This is a genomic window from Sorangiineae bacterium MSr11954 (assembly GCA_037157815.1).
Lineage (GTDB): Bacteria > Myxococcota_A > Polyangia > Polyangiales > Polyangiaceae > Pendulispora > Pendulispora albinea.
The window spans coordinates 7,950,734-7,970,209 of record CP089984.1; the positions used below are offsets into that span (position 1 = coordinate 7,950,734).

Sequence of the window (19,476 nt, forward strand, 5' to 3'; positions counted from 1 at the left end):
CGCGATTTGCTTCGCCCCATCAGTCGTCCGTGGGGATAAGGCGTGAAGCGAAGCTTGTCTAGGTTAGCTTGCGATGTCGAACGGCGATGGTGAATTGGATGTCACGCGCCACTCCATCGCGTGTTCGTTTTGACTGCATATTCCGAAGGACCCGAGGCCCCATTCCAAGTCGACGTGGGGGTTCCAATCCGACACGACGTGAATCGGAGCGTAGCGACGCGCGTGGTCAGTTTGTTGGTGTGCCGCCGAAGTGCGGCGTGCGCTCACTGCCATCTTCTATCATCGTCGCGAGGGGCGTTCATGAGCATGGCGAACAAAAAAGCAAACGATCGGGTCCCCACGCCATCGAGTGGAAGGTTCACGTCGACTCTATCCGCGCGTAACGACCCTTTGCCTATCGACGAGACCTCAGTGCGCGGGGGAGGCCTCGATCGGAGCCGGGCGCGACTCGATGATGCTCTGACCCGTTTCCGTTTCGGTGACGCTGGTCACCTGCAGACCGGCGGCGCTGAGCAATGCGCTGTACTCCTGAATCGTCCGTTCTTGACCTCCCAGGACGACGAGCATCGCGAAATCTCTGATCTTGCACAGATGCGGTTTGTCACCGAGCGGGACCACGTGCTCGATGAGCAGAAGTCGGCCGTCGGCGGACATCGCGCGGCGGATGTTGCGGAGGATGGCGATCGACTGCTCGTCGGACCAGTCGTGGAGAATCCACTTTAGCAAGTACGTATCCGCTCCGGCGGGAACCTCCTTGAAGAAGTCGCCACCGACGAACGAGGCGCGCTCCGAAAGGCCCTTCGCGCCGAGAACCTGTGTGGCGCCCGCACCGAGTTGCGGCTGATCGAGAATCAGACCGGTGGCATTCGGCGCGGCATCCAAAATGGCACAGAGCAAAGTTCCCGTTCCACCGCCGACATCGACGAGCTTTCGCGCGCGGCTGAAGTCGTATGCGCGAATCACGTTTGCGCTTTCGATGCGGCTGATATCCGCCATGGCGGCGTCGAACGTGGCGCCTAGCTCGGGGCGACTTCGCAAGTAGGTAAAGAGCGATTCGCCATGAGCCAGCGGAAACGCGGGTTCGCAGGTGCGCATGCTGTGCATCGCGTCCGCGAATGCCCTGCCGAACGACGAGCCCGTGACGAACCAGCCGTGAACCGATTGTGGATGGTCCTTCGCGAGGTACGCGCTCGCGGGTGTCTGCGCGAAGCGGCCCGGCTCCACTTCGGTGAACACGCCGCACGCGGCGAGCGTGCGGAGCAAGCGATACAGCGCGCGCGGGTGGGACTTCGTGCTGGCCGCGAGCTCGTCGCTGGTGCGCGGGCCCCCCGTCAGCAGATCGGCGACCCCGAGCTCCGCTGCGAGCTGCGCGGCGCGCGCTTTGAGAAGCCCGTCGTTGAGCTCCAAGAGCGACGCGAGCACCGGATCGCCCGCCTGAGCGGGCGCGAGGGCCGACGCTTCGGGCTCCACGGGATCGAACAGGCCTCGCAACGGGGTCGTATCGTGATAGTCGGTAAAATGCGTCGCTTTACCGTTTTCCAATACCCAAGAGTGCACGAACTCCAACGTGCACGCGCGCCCCGTTTTGGCCGCGCGCATATGGTGCGTCCCCAAAACGATCACGCGGTTGCCGTCCTCGAGAAACTCGCGCGGCATCGGGCGGATCTCAGAAAAGACGGTGCGCGCGTGCTTCATGAACGCGAGGACCTGCGCGTGCCCGATCTTCGTGCCGCCGAGGCCGAAATCGGCCATCCCGTCGGGATGGGTCCATGAAATATCCGGCGCGAAGAGGGCAAGCGCCGCGTCGAGATCGCCACGGCGGAACGCCTCGTACGAGGCGCGTATGAGATCGGCATGGGTCGGCATGGTGTTCCTCACTTCGCAGCAGTGCTTTGATAAGAATTGGCAACGAGCGCCGTCTTCACGATGCCCGGAAAGAAATCTTCGAGGGTGCGGCGTAGTCCTTCGCGCCAATCGACTTCGCAGCGGCCGATGAGCCGCTCGCGCACGGCGTTGTCGAAGGCGATCGTCTCGCGACTGAAATCGCTCGGTTCGAGCTTCGCCTCGATCCGGGTGATTTCGGACATGTAACGAAGCATATCGCTGACCCCAACGGCTTCATCGTGGCCCCAATTCACGACGCGCGTGGGGACCGACGCGACATCCCAGAGCAAGGGAATCTGCCTTACGACGTCGTCCGTGTGGAGCAGGTTGCACCTGTTCTGTCCCTGTCGCGGAACGGCGACCGGCTCGCCGGCGAGCATCCGCCGAAAGAGGAGAATCGGCATTCCGCCGTGACCGCGCGGCCCGTACGCGACATTGAGCCGCGCGATGGTCGTCGGCACGCCGAGGGTGATGGCCAGCGCGCGCACGACCGCCTCGCCCGAGATTTTCCCGAGCGGATACGTCGGAAGCCACGGAGCGTGACCTCCCAATGGATCGGTCTCGGCGTAAAAGTGCTCTTGGTCCGGGTTCCGGGCGTACACGGCGCCGGTGGAGATATAGAGGAAAGCCTTCGCCTTTCGACAATGGGTCATCAGGCGCGCGGCCCCGCCGCCGTTGATTTCCACGGTCGCCTGGAAATCCTTACCGTCTCCGCGATGAACCGCCGAATGGATGACATGGGTGAAGTCGTCCGGCACGCCCTCGAGGCTGTCTTTGCCCATATCCCATTTGACGGTCCGCGCGCCGAGCGTCGTCAAGCTTCGCTCGGCCTCGGGATCGCTGAAGCGCCCGAGGCACCACACCTCGTGCTCGCCCACGAGTGCCTCTACAGCCGGCCCTGCGACCTGCCCCGAGCCGCCGGTGATCAGTATCTTTTTGTGCGTCATCTCGCGATGTCCTTTCTATTTGCCTTCGAGAGCGCGATCCAATTCTTGCCGGAGCGTCGCCTGGAAAGATTGGACGTGTTGAGGTGACATGAGCGTGTAGTGCTCGCCCGCGACATCGATGTATCGATTCTCCTGGCGCGCGAAACCATCCCATTCGCGGAGCTGCAGATTGAGCCAATCTTCTTTGGTGCCCTTCAAGGGCTGGCAATAAAAGACGCTGAGCGACTTCACGGAGCCGCTGGGCTCGTAGGTGCGGCCCAGTTTCACCATCGTCTGCGCCAAGTCGACCCAAGCCCCGAATTTCGCCAGATCGAGATCCAGCTCGACCAGGCGGCTCTTGGAAGCTCGGCTGATGATGTATCCGAGTTGCTGCTGGTGATCGAGGCTCTTCTCGATCGCGTTCCGCAAGACGTCCGCGGCCTCCTCCTTCGGGAACAACGAAAGGAAGACGGCCAGGTTGACCGCGCCGTCGGCGAAGCCGATTTCGTTCATTCGGGTACTGATGTGCGGGGGCAAGTTGAATATGCCCACGAAGTCCACGCGCTCGCCGAGCGCTTCCAATTTTTTCGCGATCTCGAAGGCCACCGCGCCGCCATATGAATAACCCGCGACGGCATAAGGTCCGCTCGGCTGCTGCGCGCGGATGGCTTTCACGTACGTGTCGACCATTTCCTCGAAGGTACCGAAATGGCTTTCTCGCGGGCCGAATCCGCGCGCACGCAGCGCGTAGAATGGCCGCTCGTTGACGAAGTATTTCGCCAGATTGACGAAGACGAGCACCTCGCCGACGCCCGGATGCACGCAAAAGAGCGGCGTGCGATGGCCGCTTGCCTGCAGTACGACCAACGGATCGTACGCGTCGTCGCCGCTGCCGGCGAGCTGTTTGGCCAATTTCTGGACGGTCTGCGATTGGAGCAGCCACGCGACGGGCAAATCGGGGAGGTTCAATCGCCGCTGCACGATCAGCTTGAAGCGCAGCACGTCGAGGGAGGTGCCGCCCAGATCGAAGAAATTCGCCGTGGCACTCACCTTCGCGGGGGCCAGGTTGAACATCTCGCCGTAAATTTCGGCGAGCTTCACTTCGACCTCGCCCTTGGGGGCGACGTAGCCACCGGTTTGACGGGTCGTCAGCTCGGCGACCCACTTCTCGCGCCCGGCGAAGGCCCCGCTCTCGAGCCGTTTGCGCAATGCCGAACGCTGGAGTTTGCCGAGGCTCGTCTTGGGCATATCCGACTTCGCGACCGGCAAGACGACGGCGGGACGGAAGCCCCAACGAAGCACGACACCGCTGCGTATCGCCATCATCAACCGATAAAGCTGCTCTTCGTCGGCGACGTGGCCTTCTTCGTTCATGTCCGTCGGGCTGAAGACGACGGCGACTTGCTCCGTGTCGGTCCCCTTCGGCCGGATGGGAAACGCGGCCACGTACGACTTTTCCACGCCTTCGAGCTGCTCGAGCGAGTTTTCCAGATCGTGGCTGAAGTAGTTCACGCCGTTGACGATGATGCTGTCTTTGCTGCGTCCGACGAGCGTCAATCGGCCATCGGTGATTTTGCCCAAGTCGCCCGTGCGAAACCAGCCGTCGACGGTGAACGCGGACCACGTCGCGCCCATGTTGTTGAAATAGCCCTCGGTGACCATCGGGCCGCGCACTTGGAGCTCGCCCGCTTGGCCGTTGGGCAACGTCGCGTCGTTTTCGTCGACGACCCGGATTTCGAGACCCTTCACGGGATGCCCGAGTGATGCGAACTCGAGCCCCTCGTCCACGGCGGGGAAATCCAACGAGAACACGCTGCCGGCGCACGTCTCGGTCATTCCGAATGCCGGTACGATCACGCTGCGCGCGAGCCCGAACGGCGCGAGCGCATCGAGGAACGCTTTCGCGGTCGCCACGACGGCGGCCTCACCACCGGAGATGATATGCCGCACCGACGATAGATCGAGGTCGCTGCGGAGCGCGTCGTATGCGATCGCCTTGTTGATGAGACCGTACAAGAAGTTCGGTGCGAACGTCAGCGTCACCTTGTGGATCGCCAGGACTTCCAGGAAGTTGATCGGATTGGACAGGATGGCCTGCGGCTCCGCCTGCACCTGCCCGGCAAAGGCCCACATCGGCAAAAGGTGACCTTCGATGGCCGCGATATGATCGAACGAGATCCAGTTCATCATGATATCGCGCCCGGTCACGGCGAGGGCCGCGGTCTTCCCGGCGAGCGCTGCGAACAGGTTCTCGTGCCTGAGCATCACCGCCTTCGAGCGCCCGGTGGAACCGGAGGTGAGCATGAGCAGCGTCGGATCCGAGGGGCGCGATTCGTAGGCACGCGTGTCTTCGGGCGCGGCGGCCAAGTCTTCGAGCACCGCGATCGAGAGGCCAGGAACCTCGGGCATCTCGGCGCGCACACCGCGGGTGACCACGAAGAGCGGCTGTTCCAAAAGGTCGTGCACGTGCTGGAGGTCGGCCCGCCATCGGTTCGCGTCGGCCCTGGCTGGCGCCAGAGGGCACGGCAGGAACCCGCCGAGTACGGCGGCCCAAAAGCTCGGCAAGAACTCACTGGGGCGCTCCAGGAGCAGCACCACGCGGGCGCCGGGACGCAGCCCTCTGGCGCGCAGCCCGCCGAGAATCCGGCGAGCCTCGACGAGCAGCGACGCATACGACTGCGCGGACGCGCCGAAGTACGTTACGCCGGCTTGGGATTCGAACGCCGCGCGGAGTAACACGCTCGATAGAACCGAACGATTGATAAGAGACGATTCTGGACGGGATAAGAGTGCATGAGTCGTCATCGTGGCCACCCCGAGTGTGATCGGAAATAAGGGTTTTGGGGTCAAGAAAGAGTTCGATGATTGAAACGGCCCAACGCATCGCGGGCCATCGGGCTTCTACTATTGCTCGATGAACGTTCGCCAAAGAGCGACCTATCTCCCCATTGAAACCATCGATATCATACCCACTCAGCGCACGCTTCGTCGGTGCCCGTAAATCCGATTGCCCCAAGGAGAGGCTGGGGCGTCGTGCAGCGGTCGCTCTGGATATGATCCGAAACATCAATATACACGCGCCTGTAGCTCGTAATTAATCGACTTTGCGCGCGTTGAGTCGTATCAAGATAAGCAATGAGACCGATGACGCGGCACGTCCAGATCACACTGCATTGTCTCGATACTGCGCAGTTGGCTGGACGCGTTGGCGTTCATCGGGAGACTGATTCGAATATCGTTTATCGGAGGATCGCGCTCGTCGGACGTGGCGTCCGCGGCCTGGAGCTGTTTGCATTACATACGGCGTTCCCCGAAGGTCACGCCGTTTCCCGCATCGCGTCGGCGCAGCCGGTGGGAGGCTAGCTAAATTAGCCTACGACCTTCTGCCAAGAGGGCCGCCCGCTGACCCGCTGCCACCAGGCCGCGACGTTCGGGCGATCCGTGATCAGGGCTCCCACGCCCGATTGGACGATGTAATGCACGTACGGCATCCAATCGATGTCCGCGAGCGAGAACGAGCTGCCCGCGAGATACTTCTCCCCAGCAAGGGCCTGGTCCGCCACATCGAGCGCCTTCGCCACTTCGACCTTCGCCGCTTCGACGATCGCCATGTCGGGCTCCCTGCCGGCCATCTTTCCGAGGAGCAGCTGCTTGACTATCCCAACCGCCGGCGCGACGAGATAGGACTGCTCGATGCTCATGAACTGGTTCATCCGTGCCCGCTCCTCGAGAGCTTTCGGCTGCAGCGAGGTGCCTGGCAGCTTTTCATCCAGGTAGCGCATGATCGCTTGCGACTCGTACAGGGAGAACCCGTTGTCCTCGAGCGTGGGGATCCGGCCGAATGGTTGTCGGGCGAGATGCGCGGGCGCCTTCTGCTCCCCCTTACTGACATCGACCAGGACGATCTCGGCTTCTTGCCCCTTCTCGGCGAGCGTCGTCATGACCTTACGCGTGCAGGGGCTCCCAGGGAGTCCGAAAATTTTCATGCTAGCCTCCTTTACAGTTGATGGACACATACACCGAAATCACCCGGCGCGAAGTCATTCTGGCTCCCAGGTGAACCGCTCCCACCGTCGCTCAAAAGTCCGAGTACGGTGGAAGGCCGAAGAAGCACGCGCCCCAGTTTTCCGCCGTTCGCTCCTCGTCGGACATGATGAAGTTCGTACGGATCGTGGTGAGATCGCGGTAGATCCGCTCGAGGGGTTGACCTGACTGGGCCACACTGGTTCCGCTGATATCGAACAAGCACTCCACGCAGTCGCGCACCTGGCGCATCGTCTGCTGGATGCGCATGAAAGCGAGCCTGTGCTCCCCGATGTAGTCGATGTCACCTCCCTGGACGCGTTTCGCCAGATCGAGCTGGTTTGCGATGATGCGCTGGAGCATGGCCTCGGCGACCTCGAGCCGGGCGCGTGCCTGGCCCACGCGACGGTGAGCCCATCGGTCCTCGCTGAGCTTCCTGAACGGGGGAAACGGACTCACCTTGGTCGTCGCGCGCTCGTAAAAACCATCGATCGCCGCCTCGGCAAGCCCGACGCAGATCGACGCGAGCTCGGAGCTAAACACGCCCATCGGCGGTGTGCGGTAGAACGGGTTGGCATGGACCCCATAGCCTGGAGCCTGGCCCTCCAGCATCCACGGTCGGTGCGGGATCGCGCGTCGCTCCGGCACGAAGACGTCTTGGACCAGAGCTTGTTTGGATCCCGTCCCGCGCATTCCCATCACGTGCCAGTTGTCGACGATCTCGAAATCCTCGCGGCGGATGACCACCATGAGCAGATCTTTCGGCGGCGCGCCCTCGCCCGCGCCTGGAACCATCGCGGTGAGCACTACCCACGTCGCGTATTCGCCCCCGGAGTTGTAGTTCCAGCGGCCGCTGAGCCGGTAGCCACCTTGAACCGGGATGGCGGTTCCCGTGGCGGTGTGGATCAACGGAACGCGCACATCTCCGGTATCGCCATAGATCTCGACCTGACCCGCCTCCGGGAAGGCCGCCAGGTGGAACGTATGGGCGGAGGTCAAGCAGAGCACCCAACCCGAGGAGCAGCAGCCCCGCGATATGGTTTTCATGACCTCGCAGAACGTGGGGAGTCCGAGCTCGTAGCCGCCAAATCGCTTGGGTTGCAAGATGCGATAGAAACCCGCATCGAGGAATTCCCGGAACGTCTCGGGAGGTAAGGTGCGCAGTCGCTCGGCCTCGTCCGCTCGCTTTCTCAGCGTCGGAATCATCTCCTTGGCGCGCCGGATCATGACCTCGTCGGTCACCCCTGCTTCCGGCGGATTTATCTGCACTGCATCAGACATCACAACCTCCAGCGCCCTTACGACGCGATTCTCTAAGAGTTCCTAATCCCGACGCGTCTCCACCGGGATGCGGAAAATGATCGACGATTGGATTTGTTGGCAGTTCTTACAGGAAGCTTGAGGATCATCACGCGCCGAGCGAGCGGCGGGCCTGACGCGCCCTCTTTCCATGTCTCGCCACGCTCGGCCCGTCGCGCAACTTTGTCCGCAATCCCGAGCTTCGCGGCGATGTCGATGATGCGTGATGCCGTCGCCCCGTGGACGAGATTCATCCGTGTGAGACTCGGAGGCATCGAGCCCGCTTTGCCAGCGTCGAAGACCGACCCATCGACGTGTGCTCCGTTCGATCCCTCACCTCCGTAGGCGTGGCGCGCTACACCGCCTCACGGGGCTGGACGCTGGGTACAATGGACCAGGACAGGCCATCGGGGGAGGGGACGAGGGCGTTCGATGACGAGGGAGCCTCGACGGGCGGGACCCCTTCCAGGCCTTGGTGGATGAGGTTCGACCATTGGAAGATTTGCTCGTCCACCCGGATCTTGTGCATCGCCTGCTCGACCGCCTCTTTCCCGAGGCTGGTGGCCTCGTTGAGGCCCTCGACGACGGTCGCGAACGACGCACCGAGGTCCTGCCGCATGGCGAAGAAATCCGCGGGCGCGGTGGCGACACCCGCCACCAGTCGGATGAATGCATCGTTCTGCTTCTCTTCGGTATGGAGGACCCGGCGCGCCTGCCAAAAATAGGAGTCCGTGCCCTGCTCCATGTCGTAGAACGCCATCAGGAAATCGTAGTACACGCCAAACTCCAGGCGGTAGCGGCGCTCGAACTCCTCCATCGCGCGCGTTTCGTCCACGCTCCCCTCGAGGCAGCTATTGATCGAGCGCGCGGCCAGGACCCCGCTGTACGTGGCCAGGTGGACCCCGGAGGAGAACACTGGATCGATGAAGCAGGCCGAGTCGCCCACGAGCGCGAGGCCGGGTGCCGAGAATTGCGTATTGCAGTACGAATAGTCCTTGCGTACGCGCACTTGCCCGTACTGTCCCTCGGTAACGCGCGTCGCTTCGGCAAGGAAGTCGCGCACCAGTGGACAGGCCTGGATGAGCCGGAGGAGCCCCGCCTCGGGATCACCCTGGATCTTGTTCGCGTGCTCCCTGGCGATCACCGCGCCCACGCTCGTCAGCTCAGCAGTCAGCGGGATGTACCAGAACCAGCCCAACTCGAACGCCGCGCAGAGGATATTCCCCTGGTTTGGGGCGGGTAACCGTTTGCCGTTTTTGAAGTAGCCGAACATGGCTACGTTCTGGAAGAGCTTCGAGTACACACGCTCGCCGACCAGGTTATAGAACCGGCTCTGATTGCCGGACGCGTCGACGACGAAGCGTGTCCGGATCCCTCGCTCGCCGCCCGTGTCGTCCGTGTACCGCACGCGCGCCACCCGGCCGCCCTCCCGCACCAACTCGCTCGCACTGCACTGCTCGCGGACGTCGACACCCTTGCGTTTCGCATTGTCGAGGAGCAGGGCATCGAACTTGGAGCGCTCGACCTGGTAGGCGTACCCCGCCGTGCTCTTGAGCGGCTCCGGCCCGGCGGCAAACGCGAATGTCCAGGGGTCGGGCTGTTTGCCCCAGCGGAACGTGCCCCCTGCCTTGCGCATGAACCCCGCCTTCTCGACCTCCTCATAGACGCCGAGCATCCGGCAAATCCCGTGGATCGTCGACGGCAGCAGCGACTCGCCGATCTGGTATCGCGGAAAGCGCTGGCGCTCGAGCAGGACCACTCGGTGGCCGCGCATCGCCACCAGCGTGGCGAGCGTCGCCCCACCGGGGCCCCCACCGAGTACGACCACGTCAACTGATTCGTTTGCACTATGGTTCATATCGTCCGCACCGTTCCAAGCCAAGCCATGATTTTGGCACGAAGAGGATATCCCGAAACTACGGGTTCCTAGCCAATTAATAGAATAAGGACACTTCAGCGAGAACCGATCCTGCGATAGACAGGCCGGCTTCCAACAACATTCAGTGATCGTGCAACCGCAATATGACGACAATGAATAATAGTGATGGGCGTTGAAACTTCAACCACGACTTGCCAGATTTTGCGAATCGACTAGCGATGACGACGCGACATCCGCGTTATCCTGGTCACGTCCCTGTGAGCAATTGGCGCCACTGCGTACATCGCCGAGTCGACGGCGCCCTCCGGGAAACGCGTCGTAGTGACCGAATGCTGGTCACCCCACGCATGGCGCACAATTTCGTAGAGCGCCGCGTCGCGCTCAACTTTTTTGCCCACACCGCGAAATCGGCCATTAGCTCCCAAAGTTTCGTGGCGCGAAATTTCGGATCGGTGGTGACTTTCTGCCAAGTGATAAAGGACCGCGTAACCGAGCCCCTCGGAAAAGAGGCAAAACAACGACGCCACCTGCGGTTTGAACGGACGCGCAAAAAAATTTGCCCGAGCGCCAGGCCGTCCAAAACTCCTTTTCGGTTTCCGTCGGCAGCACCGAACCGTCTTTGGCTCCCAGCACGCCAAGAGATCCGCGATGTCTTTGCGATGGCGCGCCTCATCGGTAACGAGTTTGACGGGCCTTGGCAAAAAGATGGTTGGCCTGCACGAAGTCCAGATGATTGCGGGGGCGAAGCCCTCCAGCGCGGCAGCTTTCGCGTGATAGAGCGCTCAGCATCCGCCATAATAGGCGTCTCAATGTCGGTATGGGTCCACTATTGTAAGCGGCCACGCCACTCGCGGCATGGAAATTACATAACGAGCATGTCACCTCCAGTTCGGGCCAACAATGCACGCCGCGGGCTGCCGACTCTTCCCGGTACCCGCGATGCATCGCAGCACGGAATCGGAGAAATTAAGTTATCGACGGGCACGATGTCTGATTGACGGCTTCGGTGCACCACCGGAAGCGTACGGCGAGGTGTCTTATAATACGGTGATGCGCGGTACGCCGTACCAATTTTTTGGTAAAGGGCTATATGATCGGATAGGCAGCTTCTGGCGCGATAGATTCATATGAAATAAGTGCCCCCCCAGAATGACACACTCGTTCGAATTCACTTGCCCGGCCTACCGAAATGGCAATACCGTAACGCATTTGCTTTTGGTGAGCGGCGGCACGGGATCTATTGAACGATCGCTCGTTCGTCACGCGGTATCGAACGGCACGAAAGTGGTAGTCAGGTTTCTCGTGTGCTCAATCTCATCTGCCGCAATCGGTGCCACTCAGATTCCTTGGCCAAAAGCCCTTGTCGATCCATGCTCGCGGTACTAGTTCATGCTCTGCATGATGCGTTACAGTACCGAGCGCCGCTTATGCCAGTCGGATCTCGATCGTTTCCGACATATTTTCTATTCGGATACATTGCCGCAACGCGCTGCCCGAACAGGCGCGACCCGACAGCTGTCGCATGTGCGAACTCGTCCAGACGATGTGAGGGGCGTTGCCAGGCTGGAGTTTTCTTATGATGGGTATGGATGCGATGTCGTGTGTGTCGACGGGACCGAGCGCGCGGTGGACCACTCCAAGCAAGTCGCCGCGTACCTGCATCGGCCGGCGCGTACGCGCAGCACGTCGACGACTTCTGTGGCCCGCTGTCTTCGAAAGTGGGGTGGTCGACGGACATCACTCGGTGGAAGGTTACCTCGACGCGCTCGCCGGGGCGTACGGCGCATGACGGCGGCTCTCGACCGCCAGCGGGGCCGGCGAGCACACCAAAAAATTGCGGCTGTTGACTTGCTGCTCTTTGCTAACTCAGGTGGAGGAAACATGGCTATCGTCGAATCCCACGGGTATCGAATCCGAGCTTTGAGGCGGTACCGTCCCTTCTTCTCGCCGTCTCCGTCGAGCCTTCATTGGAGGATGTCTTATGAACACATCTGATATTTCCGCTTTGTCTCCCGCCGACACCGTGCTGCAGATGTTCGGCCAGATATGCTCGTTCCGAGCCGTGTACGTGGCCGCAGAGCTGGGGCTCGCGGATCTGCTCGCGGCCAAGCCGCAGAACGTCGCGGAGCTCGCTGCAACCACTGGCTGCGACGCGCCTTCACTCTACCGGGTGATGCGTGCGCTCACGCAAATCGGATTCTTCACGGAAGACGAGGAGGGAGGGCGATTCACCTCGACGCCGCTCGGTGCGATCCTGCAGAGCGACGTTCCGGGGTCCATGCGCGGCCTGGTACGGATGATGGGGGCCGACTGGCACTGGCGGAGCTGGGAAGGAATCGTCGCGAGCGTGCGGAGCGGCAAACCCGCCATCGACATCGTGCTTGGGTCTTCCTTCTATGAATTCCTCAGTGCGCACCCTTCGGAGGCGCAGATCTTCGACCAGGCGATGACCAGCCTCTCATCCGTAGAGAACGCCGCCATCAGCCGGGCCATCGAGCTCGATGGCGCGGAGATCGTCGTGGACGTCGGCGGCGGGCACGGAAACCTGTTGATCGCGTTGCTGGAGTCGCACCCGGGGGCGCGCGGCATTCTCTTCGACCGTCCGCCCGCCATCGATGGCGCGCGCGCCGCGATCCGTGAGAGCAGGATTGGCGATCGCTGCGAGCTCATCGGCGGCGATTTCTTCGTGTCAATTCCCTCTGGCGGCGACGTGTATCTGCTCAAATTCATCCTCCACAACTGGAACGACGAGCGCGCTGCGGCGATTCTGAGACGATGCCGGGAGGCGATGACCCCCGGCGGGCGGCTGCTATTGCTCGAGCAAGTGGTGCCGCGGGGCAATGAGCCGAGTCCGACCAAGGTGCTGGATCTCCAGATGATGGTATTCCTCGAAGGGCGCGAGCGTACAGTGGAGGAGTTTCGCGCGCTGCTGTCGCAGACGGGCTTTGCGCTCGAGCGGGTCGTTTCTACGGGGACGATCGTTCACATCATCGAGGCCGTAGCGCGTTGAGAATGCGGGGGGCGCGTGCCACGCCTGCTGCCGCGGTCACGCAAGACGGTGCGATGGTACCGGACCCCGCCCTCTGTGCCAATGTCGCGTCTCCAGAGTGGACGATCACGCGATATCGGGGCATCCATGGCGCGGTGCCACGCCTGGTGGGGCACGCTGGCGGTGGACATCGACATTTGGGTGCTGGATAGCGGCGGTGCGGGGAGGCCCTTACTGGGCATTGGCGCGGATATCATGACCGGTGTGCCGCGGAGCGTCGAAGCAGTGCTTTGATTTCGACCAAGCAGGTTCGATGGGCGAATAGTCGGGTGAATACGGCGGAAGGAACAACAGCTTGGCGCCTGCACGCTCGATCAGACGCCGGACGCAGAGCATCTTGTGTACGGACAGGCTATCCATCACGGTGATGTCTCCGGGGCGAAGTTCGGGCACGAGGAACTGCTCGACATACGCCTCGAAGATCTCCCCGTCATGCTGCCATGCAGATAAAGGGGTGCGACCGTCCACGCAGTGCGATGCCGGCGCAAAGTGTCACGCTATCTCCCCAGTTTTTCGGCACGCGCCCCGGTGCTCTCTGACCTCTAAACGCTCGCGCGCACGAGCGCGTCATCGACAAGTTGATCCGCTTTCATCGAGAAAGATCAAAGCGTTCGCCCCATCGCTCGATGGCGCAGGTCGCGCGCCAGCTCGCAGGATCATGGGGCCAGTGCGACCAGGAAAGGCTGGTCAGAAGGAATGACGATGCGGAGCTCATGAAATTCTAAGATGTTGTCCAGCGGGTCCGAATCCGTCCGGCCAAGGGGAAGCTTGCCCAGCCGGTAGCGAGCCTTGCGACGGAGAAGGAAACGACGCCGGCGATGCGTAGGCACGCGAGCATGTGGGCCGCGGCAATTCAGCATCGAAAATGACGCATCCCAGGTGCCTAGGGCATTGGCCCGCCTGAAGGCAACAGCGAAGACCCCGGAAATCAGGGCGGTGGGTCGAACACCTGGCGAGGTAGGTGGCGGACACTCCGGTGACGGAGCTCGCGGCGCGCATGAAGAGGACAACCCAGGCACCTGAGAGACCCTCGTCGCTCCTTGCGAGAAAACCGGACCACGGGGAGCCGGTGATCCGTCCCCGAGACGGCGCGTGGTGAGCACGAGGCTCTTCTTTTCGTACCTTCGATTGACGACTTGAAAGAGGAGGTCGGCGTTGCGATTGTCTAAGGCGAGAAACCCCTCCTCGTCGATCACGAGAGGGCCGATTTTGGAGAAGTAGTATGGAGTCGGAGCTCGGCCGCGATGGCGCCGATCTTCCAGTGCTCGGCGAAGAAGAGGCGGCGAATGCGCGAGCGAAGCTCGGGCGGGATCATCGAGCCACCTCGAAGAGGAGCAACTGTCGCAAATTGTCGAAATCGCCGACGCCGGAGAGATCACGATGACGCCGTGGTCTCGGGGGGAGCGCGGGCAACCCTCGCGTCGGCGGCTCAGGACACCATTGGTACGGCGGTTGGTACGAAGCGGAAGAGCTCGACGCTTCCGAGGACGAAAATCCCAACGAAAGTAAGCAGGGTGACCGACGGGGCTCGAACCCGCGACAGCTGGAGCCACAATCCAGCGCTCTACCAAACTGAGCTACGGCCACCAAGAATGCAACGTTGAAGCTATCTCCGTTTCGCGAGCCCTTCTAGCGCAATCGCGCTCCGCCGCCTAGAGGGGCACGTCAAAATCCGCGCCCTCCCTGCTCACCTCGTCGCATCCAGGGCAATTTAGCCACCCCACGCGACCGAGACGCCCCCCGCGACCGCACCATCCGCAGCCCCGACCACCCCGACCACGCCACCACCACCGCCGCCAGCCCCCGCGGCAACTCCGCACGACACCTCGACCGCCCGCAGCCCGACCCTGCAGCCCGCAAGGGCCAATCCCCCCCGCATCACGCGGCCATCCGCCCCGCACCCGAGGTGCCCGTGTTAGAGACGACATACGATGAGCGACGTAGACAGTTCCAGCCTGAAGGTCGATACCCTTTGCATCCACGCGGGCCAGGAGCCCGACGCTTCGTCGGGGGCAGTGATGGCCCCCATCGTGCTCTCGAGCACGTTCGCGCAGGACGGGCCGGGGGTCTACAAGCAGTACGACTATTCGCGGGCGGGCAACCCGACGCGGACGGCGCTCGAAGGGTGCCTCGCGGCCCTCGAGGGAGCGAGCCATGCGATCGCGTTCGGAAGTGGGTGCGCGGCCACCATGGCCATGCTCCTCACCTTGAAGAGCGGCGACCATGTTTTGGTCGGCGACGATGTGTACGGAGGGACGTTCCGCATCTTCGACAAGGTGATGAAGCAGTTCGGCATCGACGCGACCTTCATCGACATGAGCGATCCCGCGCGCGTCACGGCGGCCCTTCGCCCATCCAGCCGGCTGATTTGGATGGAGACGCCCTCCAACCCGATGATGAAAATCTTCGACATCGCGGCCATCGCCGAGATCGCGCGCAAGGCCAAGCTGCCGCTGGTGGTCGACAATACGTTCGCGACCCCCATCTTGCAGCAGCCGCTCGCGCTGGGCGCCACGGCGGTGGTGCACTCCACCACCAAGTACATCAACGGGCACTCCGATGTGGTGGGCGGCGCCATCATGACCCGGGATGGGGAGCTGGCCGAACGGCTTCACTTCATTCAAAAGGCTGCCGGTGCGGTTCCGAGCCCGTTCGACTGCTACCTCGTCCTTCGAGGGGTCAAGACGTTGGCGGTGCGTATGGAGCGACACGTCGCGACTGCACGCAAGGTCGCTGAGCGCCTTACCTTGCATCCACAGGTCGCACGCGTTTACTACCCCGGGCTTCCGGATCACCCGGGCCACGCGCTCGCGTCGAAGCAGATGTCGGGGCCGGGTGGGATGCTCAGCTTCGAGCTCCGCGGCGGGCTCCCGGCAGCCACCGCCTTCCTCAAGTCGCTTCGAATTTTCGCGTGCGCGGAAAGCTTGGGTGGCGTCGAATCTTTGGCCGAGCACCCGGCCATCATGACCCATGCGAGCCTCCCGGCCGAAACGCGGGCGCAGCTTGGGATCGGCGATGGATTGCTCCGCCTTTCGCTGGGGATCGAGAGCGCGGACGACCTGTGGGTGGATCTCGAGCGGGGCTTCGCCGCCGCGCTGGCGACCAAGTAAGCGCACCGCCCAAGGAGGTGTGCGCTACCCACCCGAACCTCGCTTTCTAGTCCGGGGCACGCGGATCGACTATCCTTACGGGTGCTTGGCCGAAGCTCGGCCTTCGTACGGCTTGACCCCGCACCCGCAGGGAACATGTGCCTCCCAGGAGAATGAGAATGCGCTTGTCGAAGGGTTCGACGATGGTTTTCGCGACGGTGATCGTCGCGTGCTCCGCGCTTGTCGGTATCGGCTGCTCCGATTCCAAACCGTCCTTGCCGAAGGCCGCCGTGAGCGGAAAGGTCGGTCCCGGCGGAGAGAATTGCGCGCTGAAAGGCGAGCTTTGGCCCGTCATCGGAGACGTGAAAACTAACCCCGTCCCCGACGGCGAGCAGGTCGATGGCGCTTCGCTCAGCGTGAGCTGCACCGTCAAACCCGAGGGCGATGGGTACTTCGTCGAGGCCAGCGCGCAGATTCAGGCCCGGCAAAGCTTCTCCATCCGCGGCCACTTCACCTCGAGCGGCGATCAAACGAACTTGCTGGGGACCTGGTACGACCGGAGCACCGGTACCTTCCAGCAAAGCGGCTGCACGGGCACCATCGCGACCACCAGCAGCGGCCCCGGAATCAAGGCCGGCGCCGTTTGGGCCAGCGTCTCGTGCCCGCGCGCCGAGCTCACGGGCGGCGCGAACCGCTTCTGTGAGGCCAAGGCCGAGTACCGCTTCGAGAACTGCACGCAGGAATGATGGCCCACGGCGTTTGCCCCGCGCGGCGAACGCCTAGGACGGCGGTGATGACTTCATCTGCTCGAGGATGCCCTTCACGTCCTCGGACACCTCGTACTCGGGGTTCGTGTCGAGGAACGCCTTGAGATAGCGCTCGGCGGCGACCGTTTCACCGCGGGCCAAGTAGGCAAGGCCGACCGCGTGGAGAGCGTCGCCGTCGCCGGGGCTCTGCGAGAGCGCTTCCATGCCTTCGCGGATCGCGCTCTTGGTATCGCCCAGGGTGCGGAGCACGTGCGAGAGGGCGACGCGGGCGCCGAGGTGCTTCGGGGCGACGTTCAAGCACGCGCGGTAGGCGTCGCGCGAGGGCTCGAGCTCGCCCACTTCGTAGAGCGCGATGCCGGTGAGAAAGAACGCGTAGGGGTTCTTCGCGTCCTTGCGCAGGATGTCGCGCAGCACCTCCAACGCTTCGCGAAAGCGCTCCTCGTGGAGCAGCTCGGAGGCTTCTTCCACCGCCTCCCAGTGGGCTGCGTCTTGGGCGTCGGCGGGGTTCGGTCGGGAAGGCAGATGATTCATGGCTCGCTCACGGGTGAAAGAGTAGCTCCTTCGGGCGCCGAATCCGAAGCCTCGGCCCGGGCCGCGCGACCGCGCGGCGGCTGAAGGAACGCGACGCGAATGGGATCGGGGATGCGCGTGGGCCTCCCCTTCACCACGTCGACGAAGCCCCAGGTCGTCGACGCCTTTGCGAGCACAGCGCCCGTGCTTGCGTTTCGTATTTCGGTCATGCGAATACATTTCGCGGCCTGTGCGCTGGCGACCCACGTTCGCACCTCAAGCCTGTCACCGCGTAATGCAGGACGCAGATAATCGACTTCGTGACGCCGAATCACGAACACGGCTCCGAGCTCGTTGTACTCCGCATAGCCGAACCCAACCGCTTCGGAATGGGCCACGGCCACGTCCTGAACCCAGCGAACATACGCGATATTGCTCGCGTGACCGAGTGCGTCGATGTCCTCTGGGGTGACCTCGATGGTATGCGCAAAAATGGGTTCAGCGTGCACGGGATCTTCCTATAAGTCGAAAACTGGCTGGAGGGGCACGGAATGTGCGTAGCTACGCTTCATGGGTCTCCGCGACTGGCCGGGTCTGGCCGGAGGGAATGAAGCTTTGGCGACGCTGCGCGAGGTGTACCTCATGCCGCGCGACATTGCGCCGATCGTGCCGGAAGCGCGTGCGGGCGAAGACGTCGTCGTCTTGGTCCATGGTTTCTTCGCGAGCGCCGGCGTCTTTCGGCCCATGCGCAAGCGCATCGAGGCGGAGACGGGCGCGCGGGTCGCGAGCTTTACGCACTTGCCGGGCGTGGGCGTGCGGCGCATCGCCCTCAGCTTGGCCAAATTGGTGGACCGCATTCCGCGCGGCGTTCGCATTCACCTGGTGGGCCATAGCTTGGGCGGCCTGGTGTCGCGCTGGTACGTCGAGGAGCTCGGCGGCTATATGCGCGTTGCACAAACGATTTCGCTTGCGAGCCCCTTCGGGGGTGCGCGGGCCGCGATGCTCTTTCCTTATTTCGTCGGCGCCGACTTGCATCCCGGGAGCGAAGTGCTTCGCGATATGCGGACGCGCACCCCGTCGGACGTGCCGCACACGAGCATCTCCGGCACGGCGGACCGGGTGGTGCACCACACCGCCGGCGCCTTTGCCCGCGGGGAGCACATCGTTCTTCCGGGCCGCGGCCACAACACGCTGCTCTACGATGCCGAGGTGATGGATCTCATCGTGGCCCGGATCAAGCGCGCGCAAGCCCGCCCCTTCGATCCCGTGAGCCGCGTGGCCTCGATGGCCACCGTGCCAACCCCGATTCCCCCCGCGGTATCGCCGCCGGCATCGCCGCCCGTCTCGACCTCCCTACCCCCGACGATTCCAGCGACAGAAGCCGCATGACGTGGTAGCCACTCGGGCGACGTGCGCCGCCTTACCTTCTCCAGCCCGTTCGCCCCGTCCGCTTCCCGCGTCCTATCTCGTTCGCTCCTCGGGCTCCTCGCCGCTGCTTTTGCGCTGACCGTCTCCGAGCGGGCCGCGCGCGCCGATCTCACCTCGTGGCTCACGGCCGGCGGCGGCTTCGCGCTCGAACGCAACGACGCCACCGGCACGGCAGACCGCGCCGGCGCGCTCAACTTTAGCCTGGGCGTGGGCACCACCCCGCGCTCGAACATCGTCGTGGGCGGCATCGCGCGCTCGGTCACGTATTTCAGCCTCGGAACCGATGTGGGGGTCGCCGCCCGCGTGGCCACCGGTGGGTTTGCGCGGGGCGAGTGGGGGCTCGCGTTCGATGCGGGCGTCGCCTTTCGGCTCTGGAAAGATGGCGACCACGGCCGCATGCCGCTCCAGGGGGTCCTCACCCTTGGCGCGCCCTGGGGTCCGCAAATCGCCGTGGGCGCGCAGTTCTTGAACCTGACCGGGAATGCGAGCACCCTCGGCGCGTTTGCCGTCTTCGAAGTCGATCTTCTGCGTTTCACGGTCATGCGAAAAGGCTCGACCGACGCTTATTGGTTCAACCCATCGCCTGCGGGCGGGAGAGATCCCTAATCCGCGCTTTCTTGTT

Annotated in this window: 13 protein-coding genes, 1 tRNA gene and 1 pseudogene; 5 read left to right on the top strand and 10 right to left on the bottom strand. The window is 63.1% G+C overall.

Annotated elements, in window-relative coordinates; all coding sequences use genetic code 11:
• Positions 1–408: 408 nt before the first annotated feature.
• The 6 genes from LZC94_30760 to LZC94_30785 form a co-directional block, all read right to left on the bottom strand.
• Complete coding sequence (locus tag LZC94_30760) at positions 409–1,866, bottom strand: nuclear transport factor 2 family protein (protein WXB12223.1); 1,458 nt, start codon at positions 1,864–1,866, stop codon at positions 409–411.
• Positions 1,867–1,874: 8 nt separating this feature from the next.
• Complete coding sequence (locus LZC94_30765; GenBank protein WXB12224.1) at positions 1,875–2,831, bottom strand: NAD(P)-dependent oxidoreductase; 957 nt, start codon at positions 2,829–2,831, stop codon at positions 1,875–1,877.
• A gap of 15 nt (positions 2,832–2,846) precedes the next feature.
• Positions 2,847–5,549 carry a non-ribosomal peptide synthetase gene (locus LZC94_30770; protein ID WXB12225.1) on the bottom strand — a complete coding sequence of 901 codons (2,703 nt, stop codon included), beginning with the start codon at positions 5,547–5,549 and terminating at the stop codon, positions 2,847–2,849.
• 629 nt (positions 5,550–6,178) lie between these two features.
• Entirely contained in the window at positions 6,179–6,796 is a 618-nt protein-coding gene (locus LZC94_30775) for a glutathione S-transferase N-terminal domain-containing protein (protein WXB12226.1), read from the bottom strand.
• 91 nt (positions 6,797–6,887) lie between these two features.
• Positions 6,888–8,114: an acyl-CoA dehydrogenase family protein gene (locus tag LZC94_30780; protein WXB12227.1), complete on the bottom strand. Its 1,227-nt coding sequence runs from the start codon at positions 8,112–8,114 to the stop codon at positions 6,888–6,890.
• A 373-nt stretch (positions 8,115–8,487) separates the two neighbouring features.
• Positions 8,488–9,906 (bottom strand): tryptophan 7-halogenase, encoded by a 1,419-nt coding sequence (locus LZC94_30785; protein WXB20272.1) that lies wholly within the window; start codon positions 9,904–9,906, stop codon positions 8,488–8,490.
• Between the two features lie 2,086 nt (positions 9,907–11,992).
• Between LZC94_30785 and LZC94_30790 the strand changes: the two genes are divergently transcribed.
• The gene (locus LZC94_30790; GenBank protein WXB12228.1) at positions 11,993–13,021 is read left to right on the top strand and encodes an acetylserotonin O-methyltransferase; all 1,029 of its coding nucleotides are present in this window, start codon (positions 11,993–11,995) and stop codon (positions 13,019–13,021) included.
• 267 nt (positions 13,022–13,288) lie between these two features.
• Here the strand turns inward: LZC94_30790 and LZC94_30795 are convergent.
• Together LZC94_30795 and LZC94_30800 are read right to left on the bottom strand one after the other, a co-directional pair.
• Positions 13,289–13,480, bottom strand: a pseudogene (locus LZC94_30795) (transposase).
• Between the two features lie 1,093 nt (positions 13,481–14,573).
• Positions 14,574–14,647 (bottom strand) — tRNA-His (locus LZC94_30800).
• Positions 14,648–14,991: 344 nt separating this feature from the next.
• Between LZC94_30800 and LZC94_30805 the strand changes: the two genes are divergently transcribed.
• Both LZC94_30805 and LZC94_30810 read left to right on the top strand, forming a co-directional pair.
• Positions 14,992–16,170, top strand: coding sequence for a cystathionine gamma-synthase (locus LZC94_30805; protein WXB12229.1), 1,179 nt, complete (start codon positions 14,992–14,994; stop codon positions 16,168–16,170).
• A gap of 341 nt (positions 16,171–16,511) precedes the next feature.
• The gene (locus LZC94_30810) at positions 16,512–16,895 is read left to right on the top strand and encodes a hypothetical protein (GenBank protein ID WXB12230.1); all 384 of its coding nucleotides are present in this window, start codon (positions 16,512–16,514) and stop codon (positions 16,893–16,895) included.
• A 33-nt stretch (positions 16,896–16,928) separates the two neighbouring features.
• Here LZC94_30810 and LZC94_30815 read toward each other — a convergent pair whose 3' ends face one another.
• Both LZC94_30815 and LZC94_30820 read right to left on the bottom strand, forming a co-directional pair.
• On the bottom strand, positions 16,929–17,447 hold the full coding sequence (locus LZC94_30815) for a tetratricopeptide repeat protein (protein ID WXB12231.1): 519 nt from the start codon (positions 17,445–17,447) through the stop codon (positions 16,929–16,931).
• Positions 17,444–17,935 (bottom strand): acyl-CoA thioesterase, encoded by a 492-nt coding sequence (locus tag LZC94_30820; GenBank protein ID WXB12232.1) that lies wholly within the window; start codon positions 17,933–17,935, stop codon positions 17,444–17,446. The genes LZC94_30815 and LZC94_30820 overlap by 4 nt, the downstream gene beginning before the upstream one ends.
• Positions 17,936–17,996: 61 nt before the next feature.
• Between LZC94_30820 and LZC94_30825 the strand changes: the two genes are divergently transcribed.
• Positions 17,997–18,815, top strand: a complete 819-nt coding sequence (locus LZC94_30825) for a hypothetical protein (GenBank protein WXB12233.1) — start codon at positions 17,997–17,999, stop codon at positions 18,813–18,815.
• A 21-nt stretch (positions 18,816–18,836) separates the two neighbouring features.
• On the top strand, positions 18,837–19,460 hold the full coding sequence (locus LZC94_30830; protein ID WXB12234.1) for a hypothetical protein: 624 nt from the start codon (positions 18,837–18,839) through the stop codon (positions 19,458–19,460).
• Positions 19,461–19,476 lie beyond the last annotated feature (16 nt).

Bases quoted from the DNA above. Each gene is read 5' to 3' on its own strand.
- LZC94_30760 (WXB12223.1), bottom strand. From the start codon at position 1,866: ATGCCGACCCATGCCGATCTCATACGCGCCTCGTACGAGGCGTTCCGC.
- LZC94_30780 (WXB12227.1), bottom strand. From the start codon at position 8,114: ATGTCTGATGCAGTGCAGATAAATCCGCCGGAAGCAGGGGTGACCGAC.
- LZC94_30765 (WXB12224.1), bottom strand. From the start codon at position 2,831: ATGACGCACAAAAAGATACTGATCACCGGCGGCTCGGGGCAGGTCGCA.
- LZC94_30785 (WXB20272.1), bottom strand. From the start codon at position 9,906: ATGCGCGGCCACCGAGTGGTCCTGCTCGAGCGCCAGCGCTTTCCGCGA.
- LZC94_30805 (WXB12229.1), top strand. From the start codon at position 14,992: ATGAGCGACGTAGACAGTTCCAGCCTGAAGGTCGATACCCTTTGCATC.
- LZC94_30815 (WXB12231.1), bottom strand. From the start codon at position 17,447: ATGAATCATCTGCCTTCCCGACCGAACCCCGCCGACGCCCAAGACGCA.
- LZC94_30775 (WXB12226.1), bottom strand. From the start codon at position 6,796: ATGAAAATTTTCGGACTCCCTGGGAGCCCCTGCACGCGTAAGGTCATG.
- LZC94_30790 (WXB12228.1), top strand. From the start codon at position 11,993: ATGAACACATCTGATATTTCCGCTTTGTCTCCCGCCGACACCGTGCTG.
- LZC94_30825 (WXB12233.1), top strand. From the start codon at position 17,997: ATGGGTCTCCGCGACTGGCCGGGTCTGGCCGGAGGGAATGAAGCTTTG.